This is a genomic window from Bacillus sp. JST-5 (genome assembly GCF_057747715.1).
Genome location: NZ_JBYLHW010000008.1, coordinates 33,614 through 55,331 on the forward strand (window position 1 = coordinate 33,614; position 21,718 = coordinate 55,331).

The 21,718-nt window shown below is 35.4% G+C and carries 22 protein-coding genes and 1 pseudogene; 4 read left to right on the forward strand and 19 right to left on the reverse strand.

The genetic code is table 11. The annotated features are described in order from the left end of the window. Positions 1 to 165: 165 nt before the first annotated feature. The 5 genes from AC3ASS_RS03465 to AC3ASS_RS03485 all read right to left on the reverse strand — a co-directional run bounded on the left by AC3ASS_RS03465 (position 166) and on the right by AC3ASS_RS03485 (position 6,765). Complete coding sequence (locus AC3ASS_RS03465) at positions 166 to 678, reverse strand: adenine phosphoribosyltransferase (RefSeq protein WP_488282120.1); 513 nt, start codon at positions 676 to 678, stop codon at positions 166 to 168. Then, positions 669 to 3,035, reverse strand: a complete 2,367-nt coding sequence (gene recJ / locus AC3ASS_RS03470; RefSeq protein ID WP_488282121.1) for a single-stranded-DNA-specific exonuclease RecJ — start codon at positions 3,033 to 3,035, stop codon at positions 669 to 671. The genes AC3ASS_RS03465 and recJ overlap by 10 nt, the downstream gene beginning before the upstream one ends. An 84-nt stretch (positions 3,036 to 3,119) precedes the next feature. Beyond that, positions 3,120 to 4,025, reverse strand: a complete 906-nt coding sequence (locus AC3ASS_RS03475; protein WP_488282122.1) for a cation diffusion facilitator family transporter — start codon at positions 4,023 to 4,025, stop codon at positions 3,120 to 3,122. Between the two features lie 103 nt (positions 4,026 to 4,128). Continuing rightward, positions 4,129 to 6,390, reverse strand: a complete 2,262-nt coding sequence (gene secDF, locus AC3ASS_RS03480) for a protein translocase subunit SecDF (protein ID WP_488282123.1) — start codon at positions 6,388 to 6,390, stop codon at positions 4,129 to 4,131. Positions 6,391 to 6,468: 78 nt separating this feature from the next. After that, entirely contained in the window at positions 6,469 to 6,765 is a 297-nt protein-coding gene (locus tag AC3ASS_RS03485; RefSeq protein WP_488282124.1) for a post-transcriptional regulator, read from the reverse strand. A gap of 105 nt (positions 6,766 to 6,870) precedes the next feature. Between AC3ASS_RS03485 and spoVB the strand changes: the two genes are divergently transcribed. Further along, positions 6,871 to 8,421, forward strand: coding sequence for a stage V sporulation protein B (gene spoVB, locus AC3ASS_RS03490; protein WP_488282125.1), 1,551 nt, complete (start codon positions 6,871 to 6,873; stop codon positions 8,419 to 8,421). Between the two features lie 28 nt (positions 8,422 to 8,449). Here the strand turns inward: spoVB and AC3ASS_RS03495 are convergent, their stop codons facing one another. Then, a complete protein-coding gene (locus AC3ASS_RS03495; protein ID WP_488282126.1) occupies positions 8,450 to 9,088 on the reverse strand; it encodes a YetF domain-containing protein in 639 nt (212 codons plus the stop codon). Positions 9,089 to 9,244: 156 nt separating this feature from the next. Here AC3ASS_RS03495 and AC3ASS_RS03500 point away from each other — a divergent pair, with 156 nt between their 5' ends. After that, the gene (locus AC3ASS_RS03500; protein WP_488282127.1) at positions 9,245 to 9,631 is read left to right on the forward strand and encodes a TIGR04086 family membrane protein; all 387 of its coding nucleotides are present in this window, start codon (positions 9,245 to 9,247) and stop codon (positions 9,629 to 9,631) included. Between the two features lie 177 nt (positions 9,632 to 9,808). On the opposite strand, the gene yajC is transcribed toward AC3ASS_RS03500, so the two are convergent. From yajC to AC3ASS_RS03535, 7 genes are all read right to left on the reverse strand, one after another. Further along, entirely contained in the window at positions 9,809 to 10,093 is a 285-nt protein-coding gene (yajC, locus tag AC3ASS_RS03505) for a preprotein translocase subunit YajC (protein ID WP_488282128.1), read from the reverse strand. A 28-nt stretch (positions 10,094 to 10,121) separates the two neighbouring features. Further along, positions 10,122 to 11,261: a tRNA guanosine(34) transglycosylase Tgt gene (gene tgt, locus AC3ASS_RS03510; protein WP_488282129.1), complete on the reverse strand. Its 1,140-nt coding sequence runs from the start codon at positions 11,259 to 11,261 to the stop codon at positions 10,122 to 10,124. 32 nt (positions 11,262 to 11,293) lie between these two features. Continuing rightward, positions 11,294 to 12,322 carry a tRNA preQ1(34) S-adenosylmethionine ribosyltransferase-isomerase QueA gene (gene queA, locus AC3ASS_RS03515; RefSeq protein WP_488282130.1) on the reverse strand — a complete coding sequence of 343 codons (1,029 nt, stop codon included), beginning with the start codon at positions 12,320 to 12,322 and terminating at the stop codon, positions 11,294 to 11,296. A gap of 16 nt (positions 12,323 to 12,338) precedes the next feature. Then, complete coding sequence (locus tag AC3ASS_RS03520) at positions 12,339 to 12,545, reverse strand: DUF2905 domain-containing protein (protein ID WP_488282131.1); 207 nt, start codon at positions 12,543 to 12,545, stop codon at positions 12,339 to 12,341. Further along, the gene (gene ruvB / locus AC3ASS_RS03525) at positions 12,542 to 13,543 is read right to left on the reverse strand and encodes a Holliday junction branch migration DNA helicase RuvB (RefSeq protein WP_488282132.1); all 1,002 of its coding nucleotides are present in this window, start codon (positions 13,541 to 13,543) and stop codon (positions 12,542 to 12,544) included. Before ruvB ends, AC3ASS_RS03520 begins: the two co-directional genes overlap by 4 nt. A 13-nt stretch (positions 13,544 to 13,556) precedes the next feature. Beyond that, positions 13,557 to 14,171, reverse strand: coding sequence for a Holliday junction branch migration protein RuvA (ruvA, locus tag AC3ASS_RS03530; RefSeq protein ID WP_488282133.1), 615 nt, complete (start codon positions 14,169 to 14,171; stop codon positions 13,557 to 13,559). A 188-nt stretch (positions 14,172 to 14,359) separates the two neighbouring features. Further along, on the reverse strand, positions 14,360 to 14,893 hold the full coding sequence (locus AC3ASS_RS03535; protein WP_488282134.1) for a BofC C-terminal domain-containing protein: 534 nt from the start codon (positions 14,891 to 14,893) through the stop codon (positions 14,360 to 14,362). Positions 14,894 to 15,043: 150 nt separating this feature from the next. Here AC3ASS_RS03535 and AC3ASS_RS03540 point away from each other — a divergent pair, with 150 nt between their 5' ends. Next, positions 15,044 to 15,241 carry a YbxH family protein gene (locus tag AC3ASS_RS03540; protein ID WP_488282135.1) on the forward strand — a complete coding sequence of 66 codons (198 nt, stop codon included), beginning with the start codon at positions 15,044 to 15,046 and terminating at the stop codon, positions 15,239 to 15,241. 516 nt (positions 15,242 to 15,757) lie between these two features. Here the strand turns inward: AC3ASS_RS03540 and AC3ASS_RS03545 are convergent. The 3 genes and pseudogenes from AC3ASS_RS03545 to safA form a co-directional block, all read right to left on the reverse strand. Then, on the reverse strand, positions 15,758 to 16,252 hold the full coding sequence (locus tag AC3ASS_RS03545) for a YhcN/YlaJ family sporulation lipoprotein (RefSeq protein WP_488282136.1): 495 nt from the start codon (positions 16,250 to 16,252) through the stop codon (positions 15,758 to 15,760). Positions 16,253 to 16,350: 98 nt separating this feature from the next. After that, on the reverse strand, positions 16,351 to 17,313 hold the full coding sequence (locus AC3ASS_RS03550; RefSeq protein ID WP_488282137.1) for a hypothetical protein: 963 nt from the start codon (positions 17,311 to 17,313) through the stop codon (positions 16,351 to 16,353). A 918-nt stretch (positions 17,314 to 18,231) separates the two neighbouring features. After that, a pseudogene (gene safA / locus AC3ASS_RS03555) lies at positions 18,232 to 18,376 on the reverse strand (SafA/ExsA family spore coat assembly protein); the annotation flags it as partial. A gap of 197 nt (positions 18,377 to 18,573) precedes the next feature. Here safA and AC3ASS_RS03560 point away from each other — a divergent pair. Beyond that, on the forward strand, positions 18,574 to 19,125 hold the full coding sequence (locus AC3ASS_RS03560; protein WP_488282138.1) for a 3H domain-containing protein: 552 nt from the start codon (positions 18,574 to 18,576) through the stop codon (positions 19,123 to 19,125). Positions 19,126 to 19,142: 17 nt separating this feature from the next. Here AC3ASS_RS03560 and AC3ASS_RS03565 read toward each other — a convergent pair whose 3' ends face one another. From AC3ASS_RS03565 to AC3ASS_RS03575, 3 genes are read right to left on the reverse strand one after another with little or no spacing between them, the layout of a single operon-like run. Next, the gene (locus AC3ASS_RS03565; RefSeq protein WP_488282139.1) at positions 19,143 to 19,583 is read right to left on the reverse strand and encodes an ACT domain-containing protein; all 441 of its coding nucleotides are present in this window, start codon (positions 19,581 to 19,583) and stop codon (positions 19,143 to 19,145) included. 32 nt (positions 19,584 to 19,615) lie between these two features. Beyond that, on the reverse strand, positions 19,616 to 20,902 hold the full coding sequence (gene obgE / locus AC3ASS_RS03570; RefSeq protein ID WP_488282140.1) for a GTPase ObgE: 1,287 nt from the start codon (positions 20,900 to 20,902) through the stop codon (positions 19,616 to 19,618). A gap of 30 nt (positions 20,903 to 20,932) precedes the next feature. Then, entirely contained in the window at positions 20,933 to 21,457 is a 525-nt protein-coding gene (locus AC3ASS_RS03575) for a Spo0B C-terminal domain-containing protein (RefSeq protein WP_488282141.1), read from the reverse strand. Positions 21,458 to 21,718 lie beyond the last annotated feature (261 nt).

Genomic DNA, 21,718 nt, shown 5'->3' on the forward strand with positions numbered 1-21,718 from the left:
ACTAATTGTTACTATTATCGAAAAAAAATGCTCCTTTGTAAAGTGAAAAATCATCCAAGCCCTTTTTTTTATTGATATTTTCACATTTTCCTCGTATTTATACCTGTTGCACAGAGAATGTATAAAAAATGGAAAAGCTCGGGAAATACCAAGCTTTTCCTAAAATTAATACTCCATTAATGCTAAAATATCATAGCCTTCTAATTTGCTTCTTCCATTTAAATAAGATAATTCAATTAAAAATGCAATTCCTGCTACAACTCCTCCTAATTGTTCTACCAACTTGATTGTAGCTTCAATTGTACCACCAGTAGCTAATAGGTCATCGGTGATGAGTACTCTCTGACCAGGTTTAATTGCATCTTTATGAATGGTTAAAACGTCTTTCCCATACTCTAATCCGTATTCAACTTTTATCGTTTCTCGAGGAAGTTTTCCTTCTTTTCGAACAGGTGCAAAGCCGACACCAAGGGCATATGCAACTGGACAACCGATAATAAAACCTCGAGCTTCTGGACCAACAACGATATCGATTTCTTTTTCCTTTGCATATTTGACAATTTCATCGGTAGCATATTTGAATGCAGTTCCGTTATCCATTAACGTTGTAATATCTTTAAAACGAATGCCTGGTTTTGGCCAATCTTCTACAATTGTAACATATTGCTTTAAATCCATTGTAAGTTCCTCCCGTTCTTCGACACAGAAAACACATGTGTGTCAAACCAATTTTTCAATTCAGCGTAATTTGAATAAAGTAGTTCTTGTTCTAATTGATATTTTTCTAACTTATCTTGATATATTTTTGATTCTGTTAAATCTCTTTTTTGCTTAATATAAGTTAAACGAATAGTACCTTGATCATCAATTTGTGCGATGTTAAGTTCTTGGAATACATTAGCCATAAACTCAACCGTTTCTTTTGTCCAACCTCTATATTTTGCCAATTCTTCAGCATGACGTTTTAAATCAAATGAACTGCGTTTGGCAAGAAATGAGTAAAACCATTTGAAATAATCCCTTGTTGGAAATATGCTAAGGAAGTGTTCATTTTTATGATAAAATCTTGCATAAATCCTTTCAACATCTTTCCCATATAACAAATAAACAAGAATGTCTTTTTTTGTTGGTAAATCAGCAAGGACGATGTTACGATGATGGAATAAAAAGTTTCTAGCCATTTCATCATCTTGTATCCATATAACATTGGACGAAGTCTGATTTAATCCGATGGCATTAATCGTTTCCTGTTGAAAAACAACAATTGTACTATCGCTTAGTGGTATTTTATGGATCCAGGCTTCAGCTTTTTGGTTACCACGTATATCAAATAATTGCCATTCGTCAATTTTGATATCAGATAAAAACACCTGGGGTTTTCTTCGATTATTCCATTCATTAATCCCTAATTCTCCAATCACCGAAGCTTTTGCTAACGGGGAAATATGATCTGCCACTTCGCCATTTCCAAATGATACGGCATCTACCTGAATAGATTCTTTGCATAATAGCGCTTTTAAATGGGAAGAATCCGCACCTATTTTTCTCACAGATTGTAATTCTACATCCTGTATTAATACTTTTGGCTTAGGATTCCCTACCCCAAAAGGAGATAACAGTTGGATTTGCTCAATCGCTTCAATAGTTATATCCTCAAGTTTTGCTTCATAATCCAGTTCCACTAATGGAATAAAATCCTCTTCCGATAGTTGTTCGAATGCCAAATCGATAAGCCGCTCTCTCAATGGTTCAACATGTTCAATTGGGAGCGTCATCCCAGCTGCCATCGGATGTCCCCCGAAATGTGATAATAGATCTTTACAATTAGATAAGTTTTTATATAAATCGAATCCTGGTATACTTCGGGCTGACCCTTTAGCTTCTTGTTTCTCTTCATCATAAGAAAACACAATAACTGGTCGGTAAAAAGCTTCTACCAATTTAGAAGCGACAATCCCTATAACTCCTTGATGCCAATTGTAATCACCAACGATGATAACGGGGTGATCATTTGCCAAACATACTTCTTGTGCTTGTTTCGATGCTTTTTCAAACAATTCTTGTACAATTTTTTGTCTCGTTTGATTCAGGTCATTTAATTCTTCAGCAAGCTCACGACTTCGACTAACGTCTTGTGTAGTTAGCAGTTCTACGACAAATGATGCATGTTCTAATCTACCAGCTGCATTTACTCTAGGAGCTATCCCAAATCCGATTCCATCTTCATCTACTTCCAACTGGGAAATCCCCGCAATTTTCATTAATTGGATTAAGCCAGGGCGTTTTGTTATTTTTAACTGTTCAATTCCCTTTTTTACAATAATTCGATTTTCGTCCAACAATGGAACTAAATCCGCTATAGTACCGATAGCAGCTAAATCCAATAAATTCTCATCTACTCCACCAAGCAATGCGGTCGCTAATTTAAAGGAAACGCCAACTCCAGCTAAATCTCGAAACGGATAGTTTGAATCTTCCCGTTTAGGATGAACGATAGCAAGCGCATCTGGTAAAACAGGACCGGGTTCATGATGATCAGTAATTATTAAATCCATTTGTAAATTTTTTGCTACCATTGCCTCATGAAGTGCAGATATTCCCGTGTCCACAGTAATGATTAATGATACCCCTTGTTCATGAGCTTTTTGAAAAGCTTTTTCGTTCGGACCATAGCCTTCTGTAAAGCGATTCGGTATGTAGAAATCGACGATAGCTCCCATTTTTTTTAATGTTTCAAGTAATATTGCCGTACTAGTTACACCATCTGCATCATAGTCACCAAAAATTAATATCTTTTCCTGTTTGGCGATGGCTGTTTTTATTCTTTCGACAGCTATATCCATATCCGGTAATAGAAATGGATCATGAAAATGATTTTCTTCAAATAAAAAATACCGTGCCGATTCAACGGTTTTAAAGCCACGGTTGATTAACAATGTTGATACGAGAGGTGTTAACTGTAAACTTTTCTCTAACATTCCCGATATTTCGTGATCCGTCGGATGAACGATCCAACGTGATTTCGGTCTTAACATAGACTTTCACCTCTTTTAGCCTTTTTTATTATACAAAAGAGGTGAAATCGTTTCAATGAAGAAAATTTGCTGAAGGAGATGTTGCTACTCATCCTTGTCATTTGGATTATATGGATTAATGTGAACAAAGACATTTTCAACTTGATTCAATGTTAATAGTTCTTGCTTCACTTTTTTTCCAATTTTATGTCCTTCCTCTACCGTAATATAGGGATCCACAGATACTTTAATATCGACGATGACATAATGACCATGTTCCCTTGCATGAAGTTCGTTAATTTCCATTACTCCGGGAATATTTTTTACTATTTGCCGCATTTCCACAGTATCTTCTTCATGAAGAACATGGTCTAAAGTATTATGAATGGATTCAGCTCCTAATTTCCAAGCTAATCGGATAATAAATATGGAGACAATTATTCCTGCTAAAGGGTCTGCATAAATAAGCCAGTCGATATTGAAATAGTCACCTAAAATGGCACTTCCTACTCCTACTAAAGCAGCAAAGGAAGCGATGACATCGGAACGATGATCATAGGCATTCACCAATAATGCGTCACTATTAAGCTTTTTCCCTAAAGCATAATTGTATCGAAACATTGCTTCTTTAATAATCATTGAAAATATTAAAGCATAGACGGCATAAATTTTAGGTGCTTCCATCGGTTGAAAAAATGCAGAAAATGATGATTGCGCTATTTCAATTCCTACTAAAAATAAGAGTACAGCTACAATAATAGCGGCAATAGATTCAGCCTTCCCGTGCCCGTATGGGTGATCGCGATCCGGAGGTCGCTTTGCTGCCCTCAATCCGATAAATACTGCAATGGAACCTGCAACATCTGAAGCAGAATTAGCTGCATCTGCAATTAATGCTTTACTTCCTGAAAGCATCCCAATGATCCCTTTTATTAAAGCTAAAAATAAATTTCCACAAACCCCGATGATTGCTCCTAATTCCGCTTCTTTAAATCTTTGTTTCTTATCCAATTCTTGTCTTCCTTCCGTTTAAGAAGTTCTCCATTATAACACCATGATAGTTTTCCCATTAACTTAATAAAGTACCAAAAAAAATGCCGGAATCACCGGCATTTTATACTTGTGGTTGGTCGGAATATTTTTTCTTTTCTTTGTAAGTAATAATAGTTCCTTTTTTCTTCAATTCTTTTCCTTTCCAAACTAACCAAACTTGTGCCGCAATGAATAAGGAAGAATATGTACCTGCAATTAACCCGATTAATAATGCGAAAGAGAAATTTTTGATGGACTCACTTCCAAATATTAATAAAGCAACGACGACGAATACTACCGTTAAAACGGTGTTGATGGAACGGGTTAATGTTTGTCTCAAACTGCTATTGACAATATCCACAAGTTCTTTAAACTGTTTAATTCTTCTTTTTCTTTTCATATGCGCACGAATGCGGTCAAATGTAACAATCGTATCGTTAATGGAATATCCGATAACAGTTAATACCGCAGCGATAAACGTTAAATCAACTTCAAATCGAACGATGGAAAACACTGCAAGAATTACAAACGCATCATGCAATAATGCAAGTACGGATGCTACAGCCATTTTTATTTCAAATCGAAGCGTTACATAAATGATAATACCAATGGCAGCGATGATAACACCAATTATTGCATTTTTCGCTAACTCTTTACCAACGGTTGGTGTCACGGCACTTACATTCGGTTCGTGTCCATATTTTTCAGAGAAATGATTTTTTAATTCAGCAATTTCATCTTTGTTTAAAACCCCTTTATATCTAACCGCTGCTATTTCATCCTTTTCACCAGCTAAAACGATATCATCTGTTTGAATATCCAGTCTATTTAATTCTTCTTTAATTTCAGCTGTAGATAAAGACTTGTCCGCAACTATTTCAATTCTAGTACCACTTGAAAAGTCAATTCCTAAGTTTAATTTTAACGTGAACAGTAAAATAACACCGACGATTATAAGGACGGAAGAAAAGGTAAAGAATTTTTTATGATGTTTCACTAGATCCCACTTGTCAAATCTCGTTGGAAGTTCTAGCGTGTCATATCCTTCCGCAATATCTTTTATATCTTCTTTTTTAACGCCAAACCATCCATATCGTTTATTAAACATTTTACTTTGAATTAATAAACCAAGTAAAATTCTTGAACCGTAAACAGCTGTAATAAAACTTACTAATATACTTACAATGAGCATTGTAGCAAACCCTTTTACAGAGCTTGTCCCGTAAATAAATAATACTATTGCTGCAAGGATAGTAGTTAAGTTTGCATCAAGTATAGTTGCTAAAGAAGTTTTATTTCCTTCAGTAAACGCTGCTTTTAATGATCTTCCCACTTTAATTTCTTCTTTTAATCGTTCGTATGTAAGAATATTTGCATCGACTGCCATTCCTACTCCTAAAAGAAGTGCGGCAATTCCCGGTAACGTTAATACAGCATTCATCCAATCAAATACAACTAATATTAGATAGATATAAACTGATAGGGTAATAACAGCAATAACACCTGGTAAGCGATAATATAGAATCATAAATAAAAAGATTAATGCAACACCAATAATTCCAGCAAAAACTGTACTTTGTAACGCTTTTTCACCAAATTGCGCACCTACGGATGTGGAATATTCTTCTACTAGTTTCACCGGTAATGATCCAGCATTTAATAAATTTGCTAGCGTTTGTGCTTCTTCTGGAGTAAAAGAGCCTCTAATTTCTACGTTATTCGTTCTTAACACTTGATCGACTGAAGGTGCAGAGATAAATTTCGGATCATCTTTCAATTTTTCCGCTTGATAAGAATCTTTTCCTTCTTCAAAATCAAGCCAAATAACCATAACATTTTCGCTTTGTTTCAACACATGTTCCGTCGCTTCAGCAAATTTTTCAGCATCTTTAATTTCTAAAGTAACGTTTGGTTTCCCTGCTTGATCAAATGATTGCTTTGCAGAGCCTTGGACAATATCCGTTCCATCTAATAGTTTTTTATCATTGGCATCTCGAAACGTTAAATAAGCGGTTGTTGATAAAATTTCCCTCGCTTGATTTTGATCCTCAACACCAGCGAGCTGAACGCGAATACGATTGTTGCTTTCAATTTGTATATTCGGCTCACTCACTCCTAAGACGTTAATACGTTCATTAAGCGCTTCAGCGGTGCTTGCCAAAGCCTTTTCATCAATTTTTTGCCCTTTTTCTACCGGTTCTACTTTATATAAAACTTCAAACCCACCTTGGAGGTCTAATCCAAGTTTAATATTCTTTAATACCCCATTTGTTGTTAATCCCATCAAACTTCCTAATAACACAATGATGAGAAAAAACGCTACGATGCGACTTCTCTTTACCATGCTGTACGGTCCTCCCTTTAACGTGCAAAACAATATTAATAGTTTCATTATGAATTAGCAAAATTTTCATGTCAAACATTACTTTAACAATTCTTTTAAGTCGTCAGAACTCAATACGCTTGAAGGAGTTTGGAAAGCTTCGACTGTAATAAATGTCATATATTCTTGGATCCTTACCGACAATATATCGTTTACAAGTTTATGTAACTGTATGTCATCTTCTTTTAATTTTCTCCATTTTTTCATTAATAAAAATTTCCAAATATCATCCTCTTGAACACTTTCATATCCAAGTATTTCAAATTCATTCAATTTGCTCAAAATGGCCGGCTTCAATTGATCCCTTAACGATTCCAACATTTTTGTGCTTTCCAATTCAAACACTCCTTTAGTTTTAACAACTTGTCATTCTTTGTCCAACCAGTTGCATATATATCAATTGTATAAAAAAATTCCAATTTTGAGAAGGCAGGGAACATAATGTCAAAGTTTATAAAAGGAACTCTCATTTTACTTGCTGCCGGATTTATTACCCGAATTTTAGGCTTTATTAATAGAATTGCTATTGCACGTCTTCTAGGAGAAGAAGGTGTCGGTTTATATATGATGGCTTACCCTACGTTTATATTAGTTGTCACCATTACACAACTTGGATTACCGGTAGCTATTTCAAAACGTGTCGCCGAGGCAGAAGCAAAAAAAGATTCTCGAAAGGTTAAAAAAATACTTGTCGTCTCATTAACAACAACATTATCCCTATCTATTATTTTTACCCCATTATTAATGTTCGGAGCTCCTATTATCGCTGATCAAATTTTTACCGATCAACGAACGTTATATCCGTTATTGGCAATATCACCGATTGTTCCTATCATTGCCGTGTCATCAGTGTTGAGAGGATATTTTCAAGGAAAACAAAACATGAAACCTTCCGCAATATCTCAAGTAATTGAGCAAGCAGTAAGGATCGGGTTTATCTTTTATTTCACGCATTTACTTTATCCATATGGAATTGAGTATGCTGCTAGTGGTGCGATGGCGGCATCCATTATTGGAGAACTCGTTTCCTTACTATATTTAGCAACCATGTTTAAGTTAAAAAAACATTTTCCAATGAGAAAAAATTTTTTCCGTGCTTTGAACAAAAGTAAAGGAATTTTTAAGGAACTAATGAGCATTGCGTTGCCAACCTTGGGCAGTAGGATGATTGGGTCCATTTCTTGGTTTTTAGAACCAATTGTCGTCACGCACAGTTTAGCTTTAGCGGGTATCACGACAGTGGTTGCTACAAAACAATATGGTGCGTTAACGGGCTTTGCGATGCCATTATTATTGTTACCTTCTTTTATCACCTTTGCCTTAAGTACGGCTCTTGTTCCATCTATTAGTGAAGCTTATGCGTTAAAAAATTTAAAGTTAGTAGAAAATCGGCTTCAACAAGCCATCAAGTTTGTACTTATTTGCGGAGGACTTTCATCTGTTGTTTTATATGTTTTAGCTGAACCATTGATGGAATTCCTCTACCATTCCACAAACGGAGCAATATTTTTAAAACTAATGGCCCCATTTTTTATCCTTTATTACATACAAGGACCGCTCCAAGCCGTGTTACAAGCGTTAGATTTAGCTAAAGCTGCCATGATTAATAGCATTTTTGGAAACATCATAAAAATCGGCTGCATCTTTATGTTGGCGTCCCATCCATCATTTGGAATTATTGGGGCCGCTCTTGGCATCGTTGTCGGAATGATGGTTACAACATTGCTTCATTATGCGACTGTATTAAAAACGATTCCTATTACTTTCTTTGTCCGCCAATTTTTTAAAATCATCGGTTCTATCATCATCACTGGAGTTTGTGGAATTTATTTATTTACTGCTATAAAGCCAATGATACCTTTAATCGCATCCATTACTGTTTCCATTGTTGGGATGGTTTGTTTCTATTTCATCATTCTTTTTGTCCTACGGGTTATAAATTTTTCAGAAATAAAACGAATAATCTTGATGATTCATCCATCTATGAAATAAATAGTTATAACTCCACTTGCGCGTGGAGTTATTTTTCATCTATATAAAATTTTCCGTTATAATAGCTGCAAAAAGAAATGTTTTTTATATCCTTATAGCCTTTTGAATGTAGCTTTTGTGTTAACCAATCGATTGTTTGATTCATTTTCCGTAAGTTTTCTTCTTGAATTTCTCCATCTAAAATTAACGGTACGGCATATCCTCCTACATTTGAATCTTTTTCTTTTTTAAATACGGAAAGTTTTCCTGAAGGTTCTAAAATAGCAAACTCTACATCTGCAATATTTTTTACTTCGTTTTCTCTTAGTTGTAAAAGTAAATCATCAAAATTATATCTTTGCCTTTTCATTTCTTTCTCATCGATTTTTCCATTTTGAATAATCACAGACGGTCGCCCATCGATGAGATCCCGAACTCTCTTACTTTTTAACGATATAAAAGCCAAGACTATTTGAATTCCCATTAAGACAAACATAGGAATGATCGTTTTAAAAATGGATTCCTCGGTATTTTCAATCGCAATAATCCCCATTTCTGCAATCATAATAAAAACGACAAGATCAAGAATACTTAGTTCTCCAATTTCTCTTTTTCCCATCAAACGAAAAATCACTAATATCGTAAAATACATGAAAATAGTACGCCAAATGATTACATACATTTCCATTGCCCGCCTCCTAAATAAGACAGTATTTATAGGTTGGCTGTTGAACAACTTTTTATGAATGATTTAATTTGAAAGAAAGATTTTTATTCTATTTTTACCTTCTGATGAATACGCTTGTACTAGAGAAAACAAGCATTCTGGAGAGGAGGAAGACGGTTGAACGTTGGACAAATGACTAAGTCCGTTTTTTATGGATTAGCTGTCATTTATGTAATCGCCGCTTTATTTAGTTTAGTCTTTTCATTACTCCTAAAGTTTACTTCTTTAAGTGAACAATCGTTATCATGGATCATTACAGTTATCTCTTTTGTCTGTTTATTTATCGGTGGTTTTGTCTCAGGGGGGAAAGGAAAAGAAAAAGGCTGGCTATTAGGCGGGCTAACAGGAATACTATATACACTCATTAATTTTTTATATCAATATTTAGGCTTTGATGCCTTATTTACCAATACACAAATGATTTATTATGCTTGTTTCATTGGCACTGCTATCCTTGGCGGGGTCATTGGTGTAAATGTCGCTAGTGGAAACAAGTCTATTTAGTATTATGTAAAAATGCGATTGCAGAGAGTCAATCGCATTTATTTTTCTTTCATAAAATGGACATCCTTTTATTTTTTTTAAAGTTCGGTCACAAGATGATAACTAACAGTATAGGGAAAAATTTTTATCCATAATAAAATACACTTGGATATTTCCAAGTGCATTTTGTCTTCTTCGTTATTCAGAAACTGTTCCAGCTTTCTCTACTACTTCACGTACTGCTGCACGATCGTATGTAAGTCGGCTGCCATCTCCACATTTGATAACAATTTTACCTTCATCAATTGCATCTACAATCCCGTGAAGACCGCCAATAGTTACGATTTTATCGCCCTTTTGAAGCTCAGATTGCATTTGTTGAATTTGCTTTTGTCTCTTTTGTTGTGGACGAATAAGTAAGAAGTAGAATAAAACAAACATTAAAATAATCATAAATAAACTAGAATAAGCTTGACCACCCATTTTTTCACCTCCCTTTCAGAATAAAACTTTAGAAGTTTTTCGCATCTGGTCGATTAAAACCATATTGTTCAAAAAATTCTTCTCTGAAGTCACCTAGTCGATCTTCTCGAATCGCTTGACGGACTTGCTCCATTAATTTTATCAGAAAATATAAATTATGGTAAGATGTAAGTCTCATTCCGAACGTTTCATTTGTATGAATTAAATGTCGGACATATGCTCTTGTATAATTTCGGCATGTGTAACAATCACAGTTTTCATCAATTGGTCGGAAATCACGGGCATATTTGGCATTTTTCACAACAAGTCTACCCTTACTTGTCATTAATGTACCATTCCTAGCAATTCTAGTAGGAAGAACGCAATCAAACATATCAATTCCACGAATAGAGCCATCGATTAAAGAATCAGGTGAACCTACCCCCATTAAATATCTTGGTTTATTGGCTGGAAGTAGCGGAGTGGTAAACTCTAATACACGGTTCATCACTTCTTTCGGTTCACCGACAGACAAACCTCCGACGGCATATCCCGGAAAATCCAATGACACAAGGTCGCTCGCACTTTGCTTACGTAAATCTTCGTATTCTCCACCTTGAACAATCCCGAATAATCCTTGTTCATTTGGGCGTTGATGCGCTTTTAAACAACGTTCGGCCCAACGTGAAGTTCTTTCCACTGATTTTTTCATATATTCATGGGTAGCAGGGTATGGTGGACATTCGTCAAATGCCATCATGATATCTGGTCCAAGGGCATTTTGAATTTCCATTGATTTTTCCGGAGATAAAAAGAGTTTCTCACCATTTAAATGATTGCGGAAATACACGCCTTCTTCTTCAATGCGGCGGAACTCACTTAAACTAAACACCTGAAATCCACCGGAATCCGTCAATATCGCCTGATCCCAGTTCATAAAAGAATGTAGGCCGCCAGCTTCTTTAACGATTTCATGTCCTGGTCTTAACCATAAATGATAGGTATTACTTAAAATAATACCAGCACCCATCTCTTTTAATTCTTCGGGCGACATTGTTTTTACTGTCGCTAACGTTCCTACCGGCATAAACATTGGTGTTTCATATGTTCCATGAGGAGTATGAATTTTTCCAAGTCTTGCTCCTGTTTGTTTACATGTTTTTATTAGTTCATATTTTATGACTGACAACTTTGCTGCTCCTTCCTCAAAATTTACTAACATCAATAAATAAACATGGCATCGCCAAAACTGAAAAATCGATATCGCTTTTCAACCGCATCATTATAGGCTTGTAAAGTGAATTCTCTTCCTGCGAACGCACTTACTAACATAATTAAAGTTGATTTTGGCAAATGGAAATTTGTTATAAGGCCATCTATCGCTTTAAATGTATAGCCTGGATAAATAAAAATGCTTGTCCATCCACTATCGGCTTCAAATTGACCATCAAATTTAGATGCGATCGTTTCGAGTGTTCTTGTGGAGGTCGTTCCAACTGTAATAATTCTTCCACCCTTTTCCTTCACTTGATTGAGTAGATGTGCTGTTTCTTCACTCATTTGATAGAATTCTGCATGCATATGATGTTCTTCAATATTTTCTACCGAAACCGGACGGAATGTTCCTAGTCCAACATGTAACGTTATAAAAGCAATATGTACTCCCATTTGTTTAATTTCTTCTAACAACTCTTCGGTAAAATGCAATCCTGCCGTTGGGGCCGCAGCGGAACCACGTTCTTTTGCATATACCGTTTGATAGCGTTCTCTATCATCCAAATGCTCTTTAATATAAGGGGGAAGAGGCATTTCTCCTAACTCATCAAGAACTTCATAAAACACACCTTCATAAGAAAAAGATAAAATTCTTCCTCCATGCTCTAATAATTCTTCACACGTCGCTGTTAGTTTTCCATCTCCAAATTGAAGGACGGTACCTTTTTTCACTCGCTTAGCGGGCTTTACTAATGTCTCCCAGCGATCATTTTCTAATTGTTTTAATAAAAGTACCTCCACATGTGCCCCTGTGTCGGGTTTTACACCAAATAGTCGAGCAGGAAGAACTTTTGTATCGTTTAATACTAAACAATCTCCAGGTAATAAATAATCTTTGATATTTTTAAAAACGTCATGACGAATACTTTTCTCTTTTCGATCTAATACCATTAATCGGCTTTCCGACCGATTCTTTAACGGTGTTTGAGCAATTAATTCTTCCGGTAAATCAAAGTCGAAATCTTCTACTCTCAATTGGACACCTGCTTTCTCATTTCAAGCGACTCATAATGAAAAAAATTAACGATAAAACAACACTTAATAGTATAGACGTGACAATTGGGAAATAAAAGGTTGTATTCCCTTTTTTAATGATAATATCCCCAGGAAGTTTCCCAAAATGAAAAAATTGCATTAAAAAACCAATGATAAAAATAATTCCGCCTGTAATCATTAACATTTTGGATAAACCTGTCATTGTTTAGGGACCTCCATTTGAAAATGTTTATAAACTAAGTCTGTCACAACTCTCCCTCTTGGTGTTCGTTGAATAAAACCAATTTGCAATAAATAAGGTTCATAAACATCTTCAATCGTTCCTGCTTCTTCTCCAATTGTTGCTGCAATTGTATCTAAGCCAACAGGACCACCACGAAACTTTTCTATCATTCCTTTTAATAATTTATGATCAATATGATCTAATCCTAAACGGTCTACTTGCAATAGTTGCAAAGCTTCTTGTGCAATCTCTGTAGTAATTCGATCAAATCCACGAACTTGCGCAAAGTCTCTGACTCTTCGTAAAAGGCGATTAGCTATCCTCGGAGTTCCTCTTGATCTCGTTGCAATTTCCAACGCTGCCTCATCATCAATATCCATTTGTAAAATCGAGGACGTTCGAAAAACGATATTTTTTAATTCATCTGGCTGATAATATTCTAATCGGCTTAATACTCCGAAACGGTCACGTAATGGAGCAGATAAGGAACCGGCACGGGTAGTAGCTCCGACCAATGTAAATGGCGGTAAATCAATTCTTACGGATCTAGCACTTGGGCCTTTTCCTATGACGATATCAATACAAAAATCTTCTAAAGCAGAATATAAAACTTCTTCAACCGTGCGAGGGAGACGATGGATTTCGTCGATGAATAACACATCTCCCGGTTGTAATGATGTTAATATCGCAGCTAAATCACCAGGTCTTTCCACAGCTGGCCCTGAAGTTGTCCGTAAATTTCCTTTCATTTCATAGGCAATGATTGTGGCTAATGTCGTTTTTCCTAAACCAGGAGGGCCATATAATAAAACATGGTCGAGTGTTTCTTCCCTCATTTTAGCCGCTTCAATAAAAACTTGTAAATTAGACTTTACCTTTTCTTGACCAATATATTGTTCAAATGATAGGGGCCGTATGGAATTTTCAATCGACAAGTCTTGAATGTCTGCTTCTTCTGAAACGAGACGGTCGCTCATATCCTCTCCCCCTTTATTTTAATAACTTTTGCAACGCGAGTTTAATATATTGATCCGTAGTGAGCGATTCGTTTTGAATATGCGGTAATACTCGTTGAATTTCCTTTTTCGAATATCCTAAAGCTTCCAGTGCCAGAACAGCTTCTTCTAATTCCTGATTCATCATCGGTACCGTACATTTTAAATCTTCGGAATTTCCTTTATGTAAATCATCGTTTTCCTCAATGAAATCAATTAACTTTCCTTTAAGATCTAATATGATTTGTCTAGCAGTTTTTTTCCCAACACCAGGAAATTTCACTAAATATGCTTCATTTTCTTGTTCAATGGCTTGGACAACTTGTTCTGGCTCTCCGCTAGCTAAAATGGCTAACGCCCCTTTTGGACCGATTCCTGAAACACTTAATAACTTCGTAAATAAATATTTTTCTTGTCTAGTTTGAAAGCCATACAGTTGTTGAGCATCTTCCCTTACATGTAAATAAACAAAAATTTGTTGAGTTTCACCTACAAACTTTGAAAATATGTATGGGTTTGGCGTATAAATTTGATATCCAATCCCTTGATTTTCGATCACGATATATTCAGGCCCGATAAAATCTATTTTCCCTTTAATAAATTCGTACACAACTCTCTCTCCCTTTTATTCCTGTACCCCATTGTACCATATTACTTTCATAATTATAAATGAGAAACGAACAACTGTTCACATGATTGTAGAAAGCTATTTATATTCCATAAATAGAAACATTTACACTCGTCATAATAGTAAACAAATAAAAAAAGGAATGAATAACTCATTCCCGTATAAGTCGATTATGATTCTTTTTTTAACGACTGTAAAGATTCTAATACTTGAATATAGTGATCTTTCGTTTTAATCGGTATACCTTCTTTTAATTCCATCTGTCTATGACTTTCTAATTTATCAATATCTATTTGAAAAAAAGATTGGATAATATTTTCTTTCCCTGGTTTTCCATTAAAAATAGACAATATCCCGTTTTCCGTAATTCCAAAATAGCCGTTCGTCTTTAGCAACGGAGAAATATCGTCTATTTTTTTTTCAAAAATAATGCCATCCAACCCCATGTCTACTAGCTTCCAGTCTTTATATTGTGCCCATAAATCTTCCATCGCCCATACCGTTTCTTCTCTCATTTCTTCACTTATTTCTCCATCTAAATAAATTCGTTTTAAAACTACTTGAATTTTTAATGGTTCCGATTTAGCCCCTTCCTCTGCTTTTACATTGCGAGGTGTACGTATCTTATCATCCATTCCGAAAACATTAAATGCGGCCATTCCTATGAGCAGAAGCATGAATAAAATACGAATTTTCATATTCATGATCGACACCTCTTTTTAGAGCGTTTTCGAACATCATTATTATATTGACCAATCATCTTAGTTTTATCCAATTTTTGATAATAAAAGAGGATGGAATGATTTCATTGTTCATGTTAAACAATATCGTTGAAGATGAAAGGAGTTGTAGCTATGGGGGCAATTCGAATAAATGAATACACGTTTGAACCTGAATTTAGTGTTGTCAACCAAAAAGGAACGATTCATGTTTATTATCGTGGAAAATTTATAGAAGACATTGTGTTTCAATTTGAAGGGCAATATCCGAAACATGACCTTATTGAGGAACTTGTCAATCATTATTGTTTTGAACATAATATAAAAGACTAAAGATGTTAGTTAATCATTATATAGCTTTTCCTCCATTGCGTTAAAAGTATTTAAAAGTTGCAAGATTTTTTGTCGACTTACAAGAAAATGTCCATCAGTTACAAATAATTTTTTGATAGTTACAAATTCTTCTTTAACACTTGCAAATACGATGTTTTCTAGTTGCAAATAATGATTAAAGAGTTACAAATACACTTCAAAAACTTACAAATTCATTTACCAAAGTTGCAACAATACATCTTAATGGTTAGGATAATCAATCGTCCATCCTTCCTCATTACGATAAAAACGAACTCGATTGATCACTTGCAAATAAATCAATATTAATTGCAAGTTTTTTCGATTATTGTTTAACAAATTTTTACCTCAATATAACGAGTTGCAAATAAAATCAATCTAGTTGCAAGTTTTTTCCGTTCACGCGTAACCTTGCCATTTTTATAAAAAAGAAGAAAAGGAGAACACCTCAAAGTTCTCCTCTTTCACTTCCTTGAAAATAATTTTTAGCAGCCTGTATTATCTAGCAATTGTACCTTCATCGATGACAACTTGAACGGATTGGCCATCAAGTTCACGACTTACAGCCTTTTTCACTTCTTGAATAGTTTCTTTCCTCTTCGATTTATCTTTTACTGTAATACCGATTAATACATGATTGCTCCCAAATGAAACAGAACGAACACGATCCACATTATTCACTTTTTCTGCAGCAAGTCGAGCTTTTTTAATGATTTTACTTTCATTCGAATTATAGTTATTGGAATTTGGCTGGCGATTGTCTACATTTAAATGTCCATGATAATTGACATCCGTCGTACTAAAACGGCCATCTGTATCCCCAGGATTTAAAATATCGGTTATTTCGTTATTCTCATCCCGTTTTTCATTAGAATAATATCCAATTGGTGTAGTGTTTTTCGATTCATTAGTTACATTTGCATTGTTATTGTTACATGCAACTAAAAATAATACGAAAACAAGTACGAATAAGTGTGGTTTCAAACGTCTCAATGAAATCCCCCGCTTTGATCTATTGTGTCATATTCTTATTTTTATAGTGTGTATACTTGCTTAAATCATGCTGTTATATACTGCCAAAACGGGATTTATCATGACAATCGACGTTTGATTTCGGAGAACAATTTTTTCCTTTCTAAAACATCATGATAAGTTTTTTGGAAAAGATAAAATTTCCATGTTTCCTCCATTCGCCAACCCTTTTTTCGAAAAAAATGATTCCATTCACGAAGTACTTCACTTGGATAAAGTAATCCATATAAAAACCACGGATCACGTTCATATTGTTGAAGCGGAGAAAGAGTAAATAATAGATCTAAATCCCAATTAATATAGGGTAGGACACGAATTGCCAGTTGTAAATAATCCGTTTCTTTTTTACTTTTTGCACATAAATCGAAATCAATTAAATACAATTTTCCGTTTTGATGGCGCAAAAAATTATGATGGGCAACATCCCCATGAATGATGGTATTTGTATGAAAAGAATCTTGGGCTTGTTCCATTCCATTTAATGAAAAATTTGCCCAACCAATAAGCTCTTGAAAAATGGAAGGTAACATCAATGACTGAAAATGGAATTTATTTAAGCAAAATTCTGTGAGCCGTTTTTTATATTTATCAATTAGATCAAAATTTGGAAAAATTGAGTGGTCTTTTAAATCTTGTGCTTTAGCATGAAATTTTGATAAAACATGTAAAGCTTCTTGAATCTCTTTTAATGAATTGTACGTAAAAGGTTGTCGATGAGGAGGTAAAAATTCAATGACACTAAAATGACGTCCGAAACTTGAAAATAAAATTTGCTGATCAAATAAAATAGAAAATGTTTCATGAAAATCGTGAGACTTTAAATAATTCGTTAATATTTTTTGTTTTAGAAATGAACGTTCAGATGGAAACCCTTTTACTAAAAATATTTGATGATCGGCATTCACTTGATAAACATAGGAATTAATTCGATGAATAGATCGAATGTTTATTTGATACTTTTGATAAAATAAAGAACGGAGACGATTCTTAAATAGACCGTCTCCATTAAGTTCTTTATTCATTTTCTTCATCATTGTCAAATTCAGGGGATCTATTCATCATTTGATTATTTGTCATTCCAGGACCATATGGATTCATTTGATACATTGGATAGCCTGGCATGAAATATCCTGGTTGTGGTCCCCATCCTCCCATTGATTGTTGTGGATACATCGGTGCTTGTGGCATTGGCATATATGGAGTACCATAACCGCCTTGTGGCATTTGGCTAGGCATCATGGAACCTTGAGAAGGTTGTGATCCCCCACAGCCACAATCGTCTTGAACCCCTTGGACATATGATGGTTGTTGCATCATAGGCATCATTGGTGCTTGCATTGGCATCATTGGACCATATGGCATTGGTTGCATCATAGAAAGATCCATGGATTGATTGTACGATTCATCCATTTGGTCTCCCATTGGTTGTTGGACAGGTGCTTGCTGCGCCGGTAGTGTTTGTGGGAACGGGGCAAATGGAATTTGATAATTTGGTGGGCAAGGTAACCCAGTTCCTGGTAATACTGGAGAAATCGGATAACAATTTTGGAACATTGGCATTGCATAACCTCCTGTCATTGGTAATGGTTCTTCAGGTTTTTCCTCAGCTGATTCAACAGGCTCAACCTCAGGAAGTTTATCTTCCATTGGCGGTAAAATTGGCACTTGAGGCACTTGTGGAATTTGTGGAACTGTTTGTTGCATCGACATATTTGCCATATTTACCATATAATAATTGTTAACATCAATTTCTGGAATGATTGGTTGCGGCATTTTTGGTATATACATTTGTGCAGGAGCTTCTTTCTTTGGAGCTTCTTTTTTTGGAGCTTCTTTTTTAACAGGCATTGCAGGCTGTTCTTTTTGAATGATTGGATGCTGTGCAATTGGCATTTCTTTCTTTGCTGTGGCTGTTTCTTTTTTTACATTACCTGAAGATGTTGGAATTTTTATTTTCATTCCGGGCATGATCATATCTGGGTTTGATAGCTGTGAATTCATTTTCTTTAATTGCTCGAAATCCACCCCATATTTTTGGGCAATTTTCCACAGCGTATCCCCTTTTTGGACTATGTGGATCTTCACTCTTCTTCCCTCCTATGGAATCAGTCCATATATTCTATGATAAAATAGGCAAATTGCTAATAATTCTCGTAAAAACTTATGAAAGATTTTAAAAAAATATGATGGAACAGCATGTTCTTATTTTTTAAAGGAAGAATTTATGAAAAATTTGTTCTTTCGTGTTAAAATTTTATTAAAAAGTTTTTTCGGAGGAACCAATGACACAACATAAATTGCTTGGTGAAGAACGTAGAAAATGGATTATCCAAAAATTGAAAGAAAGTGGACAACCAATTAAAGGAAGTGAGTTAGCCTCGCTTGCAAACGTTAGTCGGCAAGTAATTGTTAATGATATCACATTATTAAAGGCAAGAAATGAGCCAATTATTGCTACAAGTGAAGGCTATTTATATTTTCGTCCGTCACATTTGCAAGCACCTTACGAAAAAGTGATTGCTGTTTTACATCAAGAAGAAGATGTGGAAAAAGAGTTAATGCTTCTTGTTAAACAAGGAGTAATCGTAAAAGATGTTAAAGTGGAGCATGGTGTTTACGGTGATATTTCGGCCCCGATCATGGTTTCAAACGAACAAGAAGTAAAAGATTATATGAGACGAATTAAAGAAACGAAAGCAAGATTTTTATTGCAGTTAACAGATGGGGTTCATTTACATACGATTGCTTCCTATGATCCTAAACATTTAGAAATGGCAGAACGTGCATTAAAAGAAGCAGGATTTTTATTAACAGAAAACGCTCGTGATGAATAATACCACGAGCGTTTACTTTATACTCCCGAACTTAGAACTTCTACCTTTTCAACAAAACCCAATTTTTTTAGTTGGGATAAAAACTCATTTAATTCGATATTCATTTCGGTCGTCGATAATGATAATGTGACGTTAGCTTTTCCTTGCAAAGGAATCGTTTGATGTATAGTTAAAACATTGCAACCAGATTGGCTAACAACCTGCAAAACTTCCGATAATGTTCCTCTGCGATCTTCTAACGATAAAAATAATGTCATTATTTTCTCTTTCACAATCATATGAAACGGAAAAACGGCGTCTTTATACTTATAAAAAGCACTTCGACTCAAATCTACCGCACGAACCGCATCCCAAATTGATTTTGCTTTTCCACGGTCTAACATTTCTTTAGCTTCTAACGTCTTTTTTATGGCCTCTGGTAACACATCTTCTCTGACCAAATAAAATTTTTCTTCCATGAAACTTTACCCCTATCGCTTCTCCCTAGCCGTTAGTCAATGAATTCAAATTCATAATCTAACAAGCGTACGGTATCTCCATTTTTCGCCCCACGCTCACGTAATTCATCGTCCACTCCCATGGAACGAAGTTGTCTTGCAAAACGGCGAACGGATTCATCTCTTGAGAAGTCTGTCATTTTGAAAAGACGTTCCACTTTTTCTCCACTTACAACAAAGGCACCATCAGGGTCTCTTGTAATTCGAAAACCTTTTTCTTCTGCTTCATGCTTGTATACAACTCGATGGATGCTTGGATCCTGTACTTCATGAAGTGGAAATTCCGGAGTTTTCTCTAACAAATCAGCCGTTGCATACAACAATTCTCTTAGACCTGTATGAGTAGCAGCAGAAATTGGGAAAATCGGTACATCATCTTTTAATTTTTCTTTAAACACCTTTAAATTTTCTTCAGCATTTGGCATGTCCATTTTATTTGCTGCTATTATTTGCGGACGTTCCGTTAACCGTAAATTATACTCTTTTAATTCTCGATTGATCGTCAAATAGTCTTCGTAAGGATCTCTTCCTTCCATTGCTGACATATCAATGACATGGATAATGACACGTGTTCGCTCAATATGGCGAAGAAACTGATGACCTAACCCGACTCCTTGATGAGCCCCTTCAATTAAACCTGGCAAGTCTGCCATTACAAAACTTCTACCATCATCCGTTTCGACAACGCCAAGATTTGGAACAATGGTTGTGAAATGATAATCGGCAATTTTCGGTTTAGCTGAAGTGACAACAGATAGTAACGTTGATTTTCCTACGCTAGGAAAACCAACTAAACCTACATCTGCTAATAATTTTAATTCTAAAATGACATAACGCTCTTGCCCAGGCTCTCCCTTTTCCGAAAGTTCAGGGGCTGGGTTGGCTGGAGTGGCAAAGCGAGTATTTCCACGTCCACCTCTACCGCCTTTAGCGATGACTGCACGTTGGCCATGTTCCGTCAAATCAGCGATGATCTCTTTTGTATCATCATCTATAACGACTGTACCCGGTGGCACTTTTACAATCATATCTTTCGCATTTTTTCCATGTTGGTTTTTAGACATTCCATTTTCGCCTTTTGGAGCTTTAAAATGTCGTTGATAGCGGAAATCCATGAGCGTACGTAAACCTTCATCGACTTCAAAGATGACATCTGCCCCTTTCCCGCCATCACCACCGGCAGGTCCGCCTTTTGGGACATATTTTTCACGACGAAAAGCAACCATCCCATTTCCGCCATCGCCGCCTTTAACATATATTTTGACTTGATCAACGAACAATTTCATTCTCCTCCTTTCTTTTAGAAACTGTTAATGCAATCTTGCTTCAAGGATAAAAGATTGTGTATCCTGTTCAAAATGAGTTATGTATTTTTTATTTTCCTCAAGGAACTGTTGAATAGGTTCTTTTTCTTTTAGTATACCGTTAAAATCAAAAATGAATCGAATCCATTCCTCTTTGGCATCGATCGATACAGTTAAAAAGTTGCTCGACCATTCATCGACAACCGACTCTAGTGTGTGGATAAATTGTTTCATCCAATTTGTAATTTCTACATCTGAGACATTTTTTACTTCTCCTTGATTTAACACTTCGAAATTTAACACAATTGGAGGAGAAGACCAATTATATGTTAATAAAAATGATGCTAAATGAGGAAATGGTAAATTGGAAAGTTTCGATTCTTGTTCCGTATGATAAACGATTTCATCAATAATTTCTTTGATTCGATCGATTTTCCCCAAAGTTAAATTCCCTTTGATTAATTGAATTTTGTTTAGCCAGTCGTGCCTCGAATGCCTCAGAAGCTCAACTGTGTCCCAGTCTTTTTCCATTATTTGCACTCCTTACGGAAAATTCCTATTATTTCGTTAGTATACCATAAGGGGCCTCTTATTTTTTTTTCAATTTCTTTTCAAGTACCTATCTATGTATAAATCGAGTAGGAGGGAGCGATTAACTCCCGTCCTCTCACACCACCGTACGTACGGTTCCGTATACGGCGGTTCAATTAAGATAATTGACGCAAGTCTTTATAACTTCCGTGAATAGCTGTTCTCTTTATGCCAGTGGTCACTCCACCCTCCAAGAGGTCT

What these genes read in the sequence shown, in the direction of transcription:
- AC3ASS_RS03540 (WP_488282135.1), top strand. Translation starts at nt 15,044, where the DNA reads ATGGGGGCAATTCGAATAAATGAATACACGTTTGAACCTGAATTTAGT.
- yajC (WP_488282128.1), bottom strand. Translation starts at nt 10,093, where the DNA reads ATGGGTGGTCAAGCTTATTCTAGTTTATTTATGATTATTTTAATGTTT.
- recJ (WP_488282121.1), bottom strand. Translation starts at nt 3,035, where the DNA reads ATGTTAAGACCGAAATCACGTTGGATCGTTCATCCGACGGATCACGAA.
- AC3ASS_RS03495 (WP_488282126.1), bottom strand. Translation starts at nt 9,088, where the DNA reads ATGGAAATGTATGTAATCATTTGGCGTACTATTTTCATGTATTTTACG.
- spoVB (WP_488282125.1), top strand. Translation starts at nt 6,871, where the DNA reads ATGTCAAAGTTTATAAAAGGAACTCTCATTTTACTTGCTGCCGGATTT.
- AC3ASS_RS03520 (WP_488282131.1), bottom strand. Translation starts at nt 12,545, where the DNA reads ATGACAGGTTTATCCAAAATGTTAATGATTACAGGCGGAATTATTTTT.
- secDF (WP_488282123.1), bottom strand. Translation starts at nt 6,390, where the DNA reads ATGGTAAAGAGAAGTCGCATCGTAGCGTTTTTTCTCATCATTGTGTTA.
- AC3ASS_RS03565 (WP_488282139.1), bottom strand. Translation starts at nt 19,583, where the DNA reads ATGGAAGAAAAATTTTATTTGGTCAGAGAAGATGTGTTACCAGAGGCC.
- AC3ASS_RS03575 (WP_488282141.1), bottom strand. Translation starts at nt 21,457, where the DNA reads ATGGAAAAAGACTGGGACACAGTTGAGCTTCTGAGGCATTCGAGGCAC.
- AC3ASS_RS03535 (WP_488282134.1), bottom strand. Translation starts at nt 14,893, where the DNA reads ATGAATATGAAAATTCGTATTTTATTCATGCTTCTGCTCATAGGAATG.
- ruvB (WP_488282132.1), bottom strand. Translation starts at nt 13,543, where the DNA reads ATGAGCGACCGTCTCGTTTCAGAAGAAGCAGACATTCAAGACTTGTCG.
- AC3ASS_RS03550 (WP_488282137.1), bottom strand. Translation starts at nt 17,313, where the DNA reads ATGAATAAAGAACTTAATGGAGACGGTCTATTTAAGAATCGTCTCCGT.
- AC3ASS_RS03465 (WP_488282120.1), bottom strand. Translation starts at nt 678, where the DNA reads ATGGATTTAAAGCAATATGTTACAATTGTAGAAGATTGGCCAAAACCA.
- AC3ASS_RS03560 (WP_488282138.1), top strand. Translation starts at nt 18,574, where the DNA reads ATGACACAACATAAATTGCTTGGTGAAGAACGTAGAAAATGGATTATC.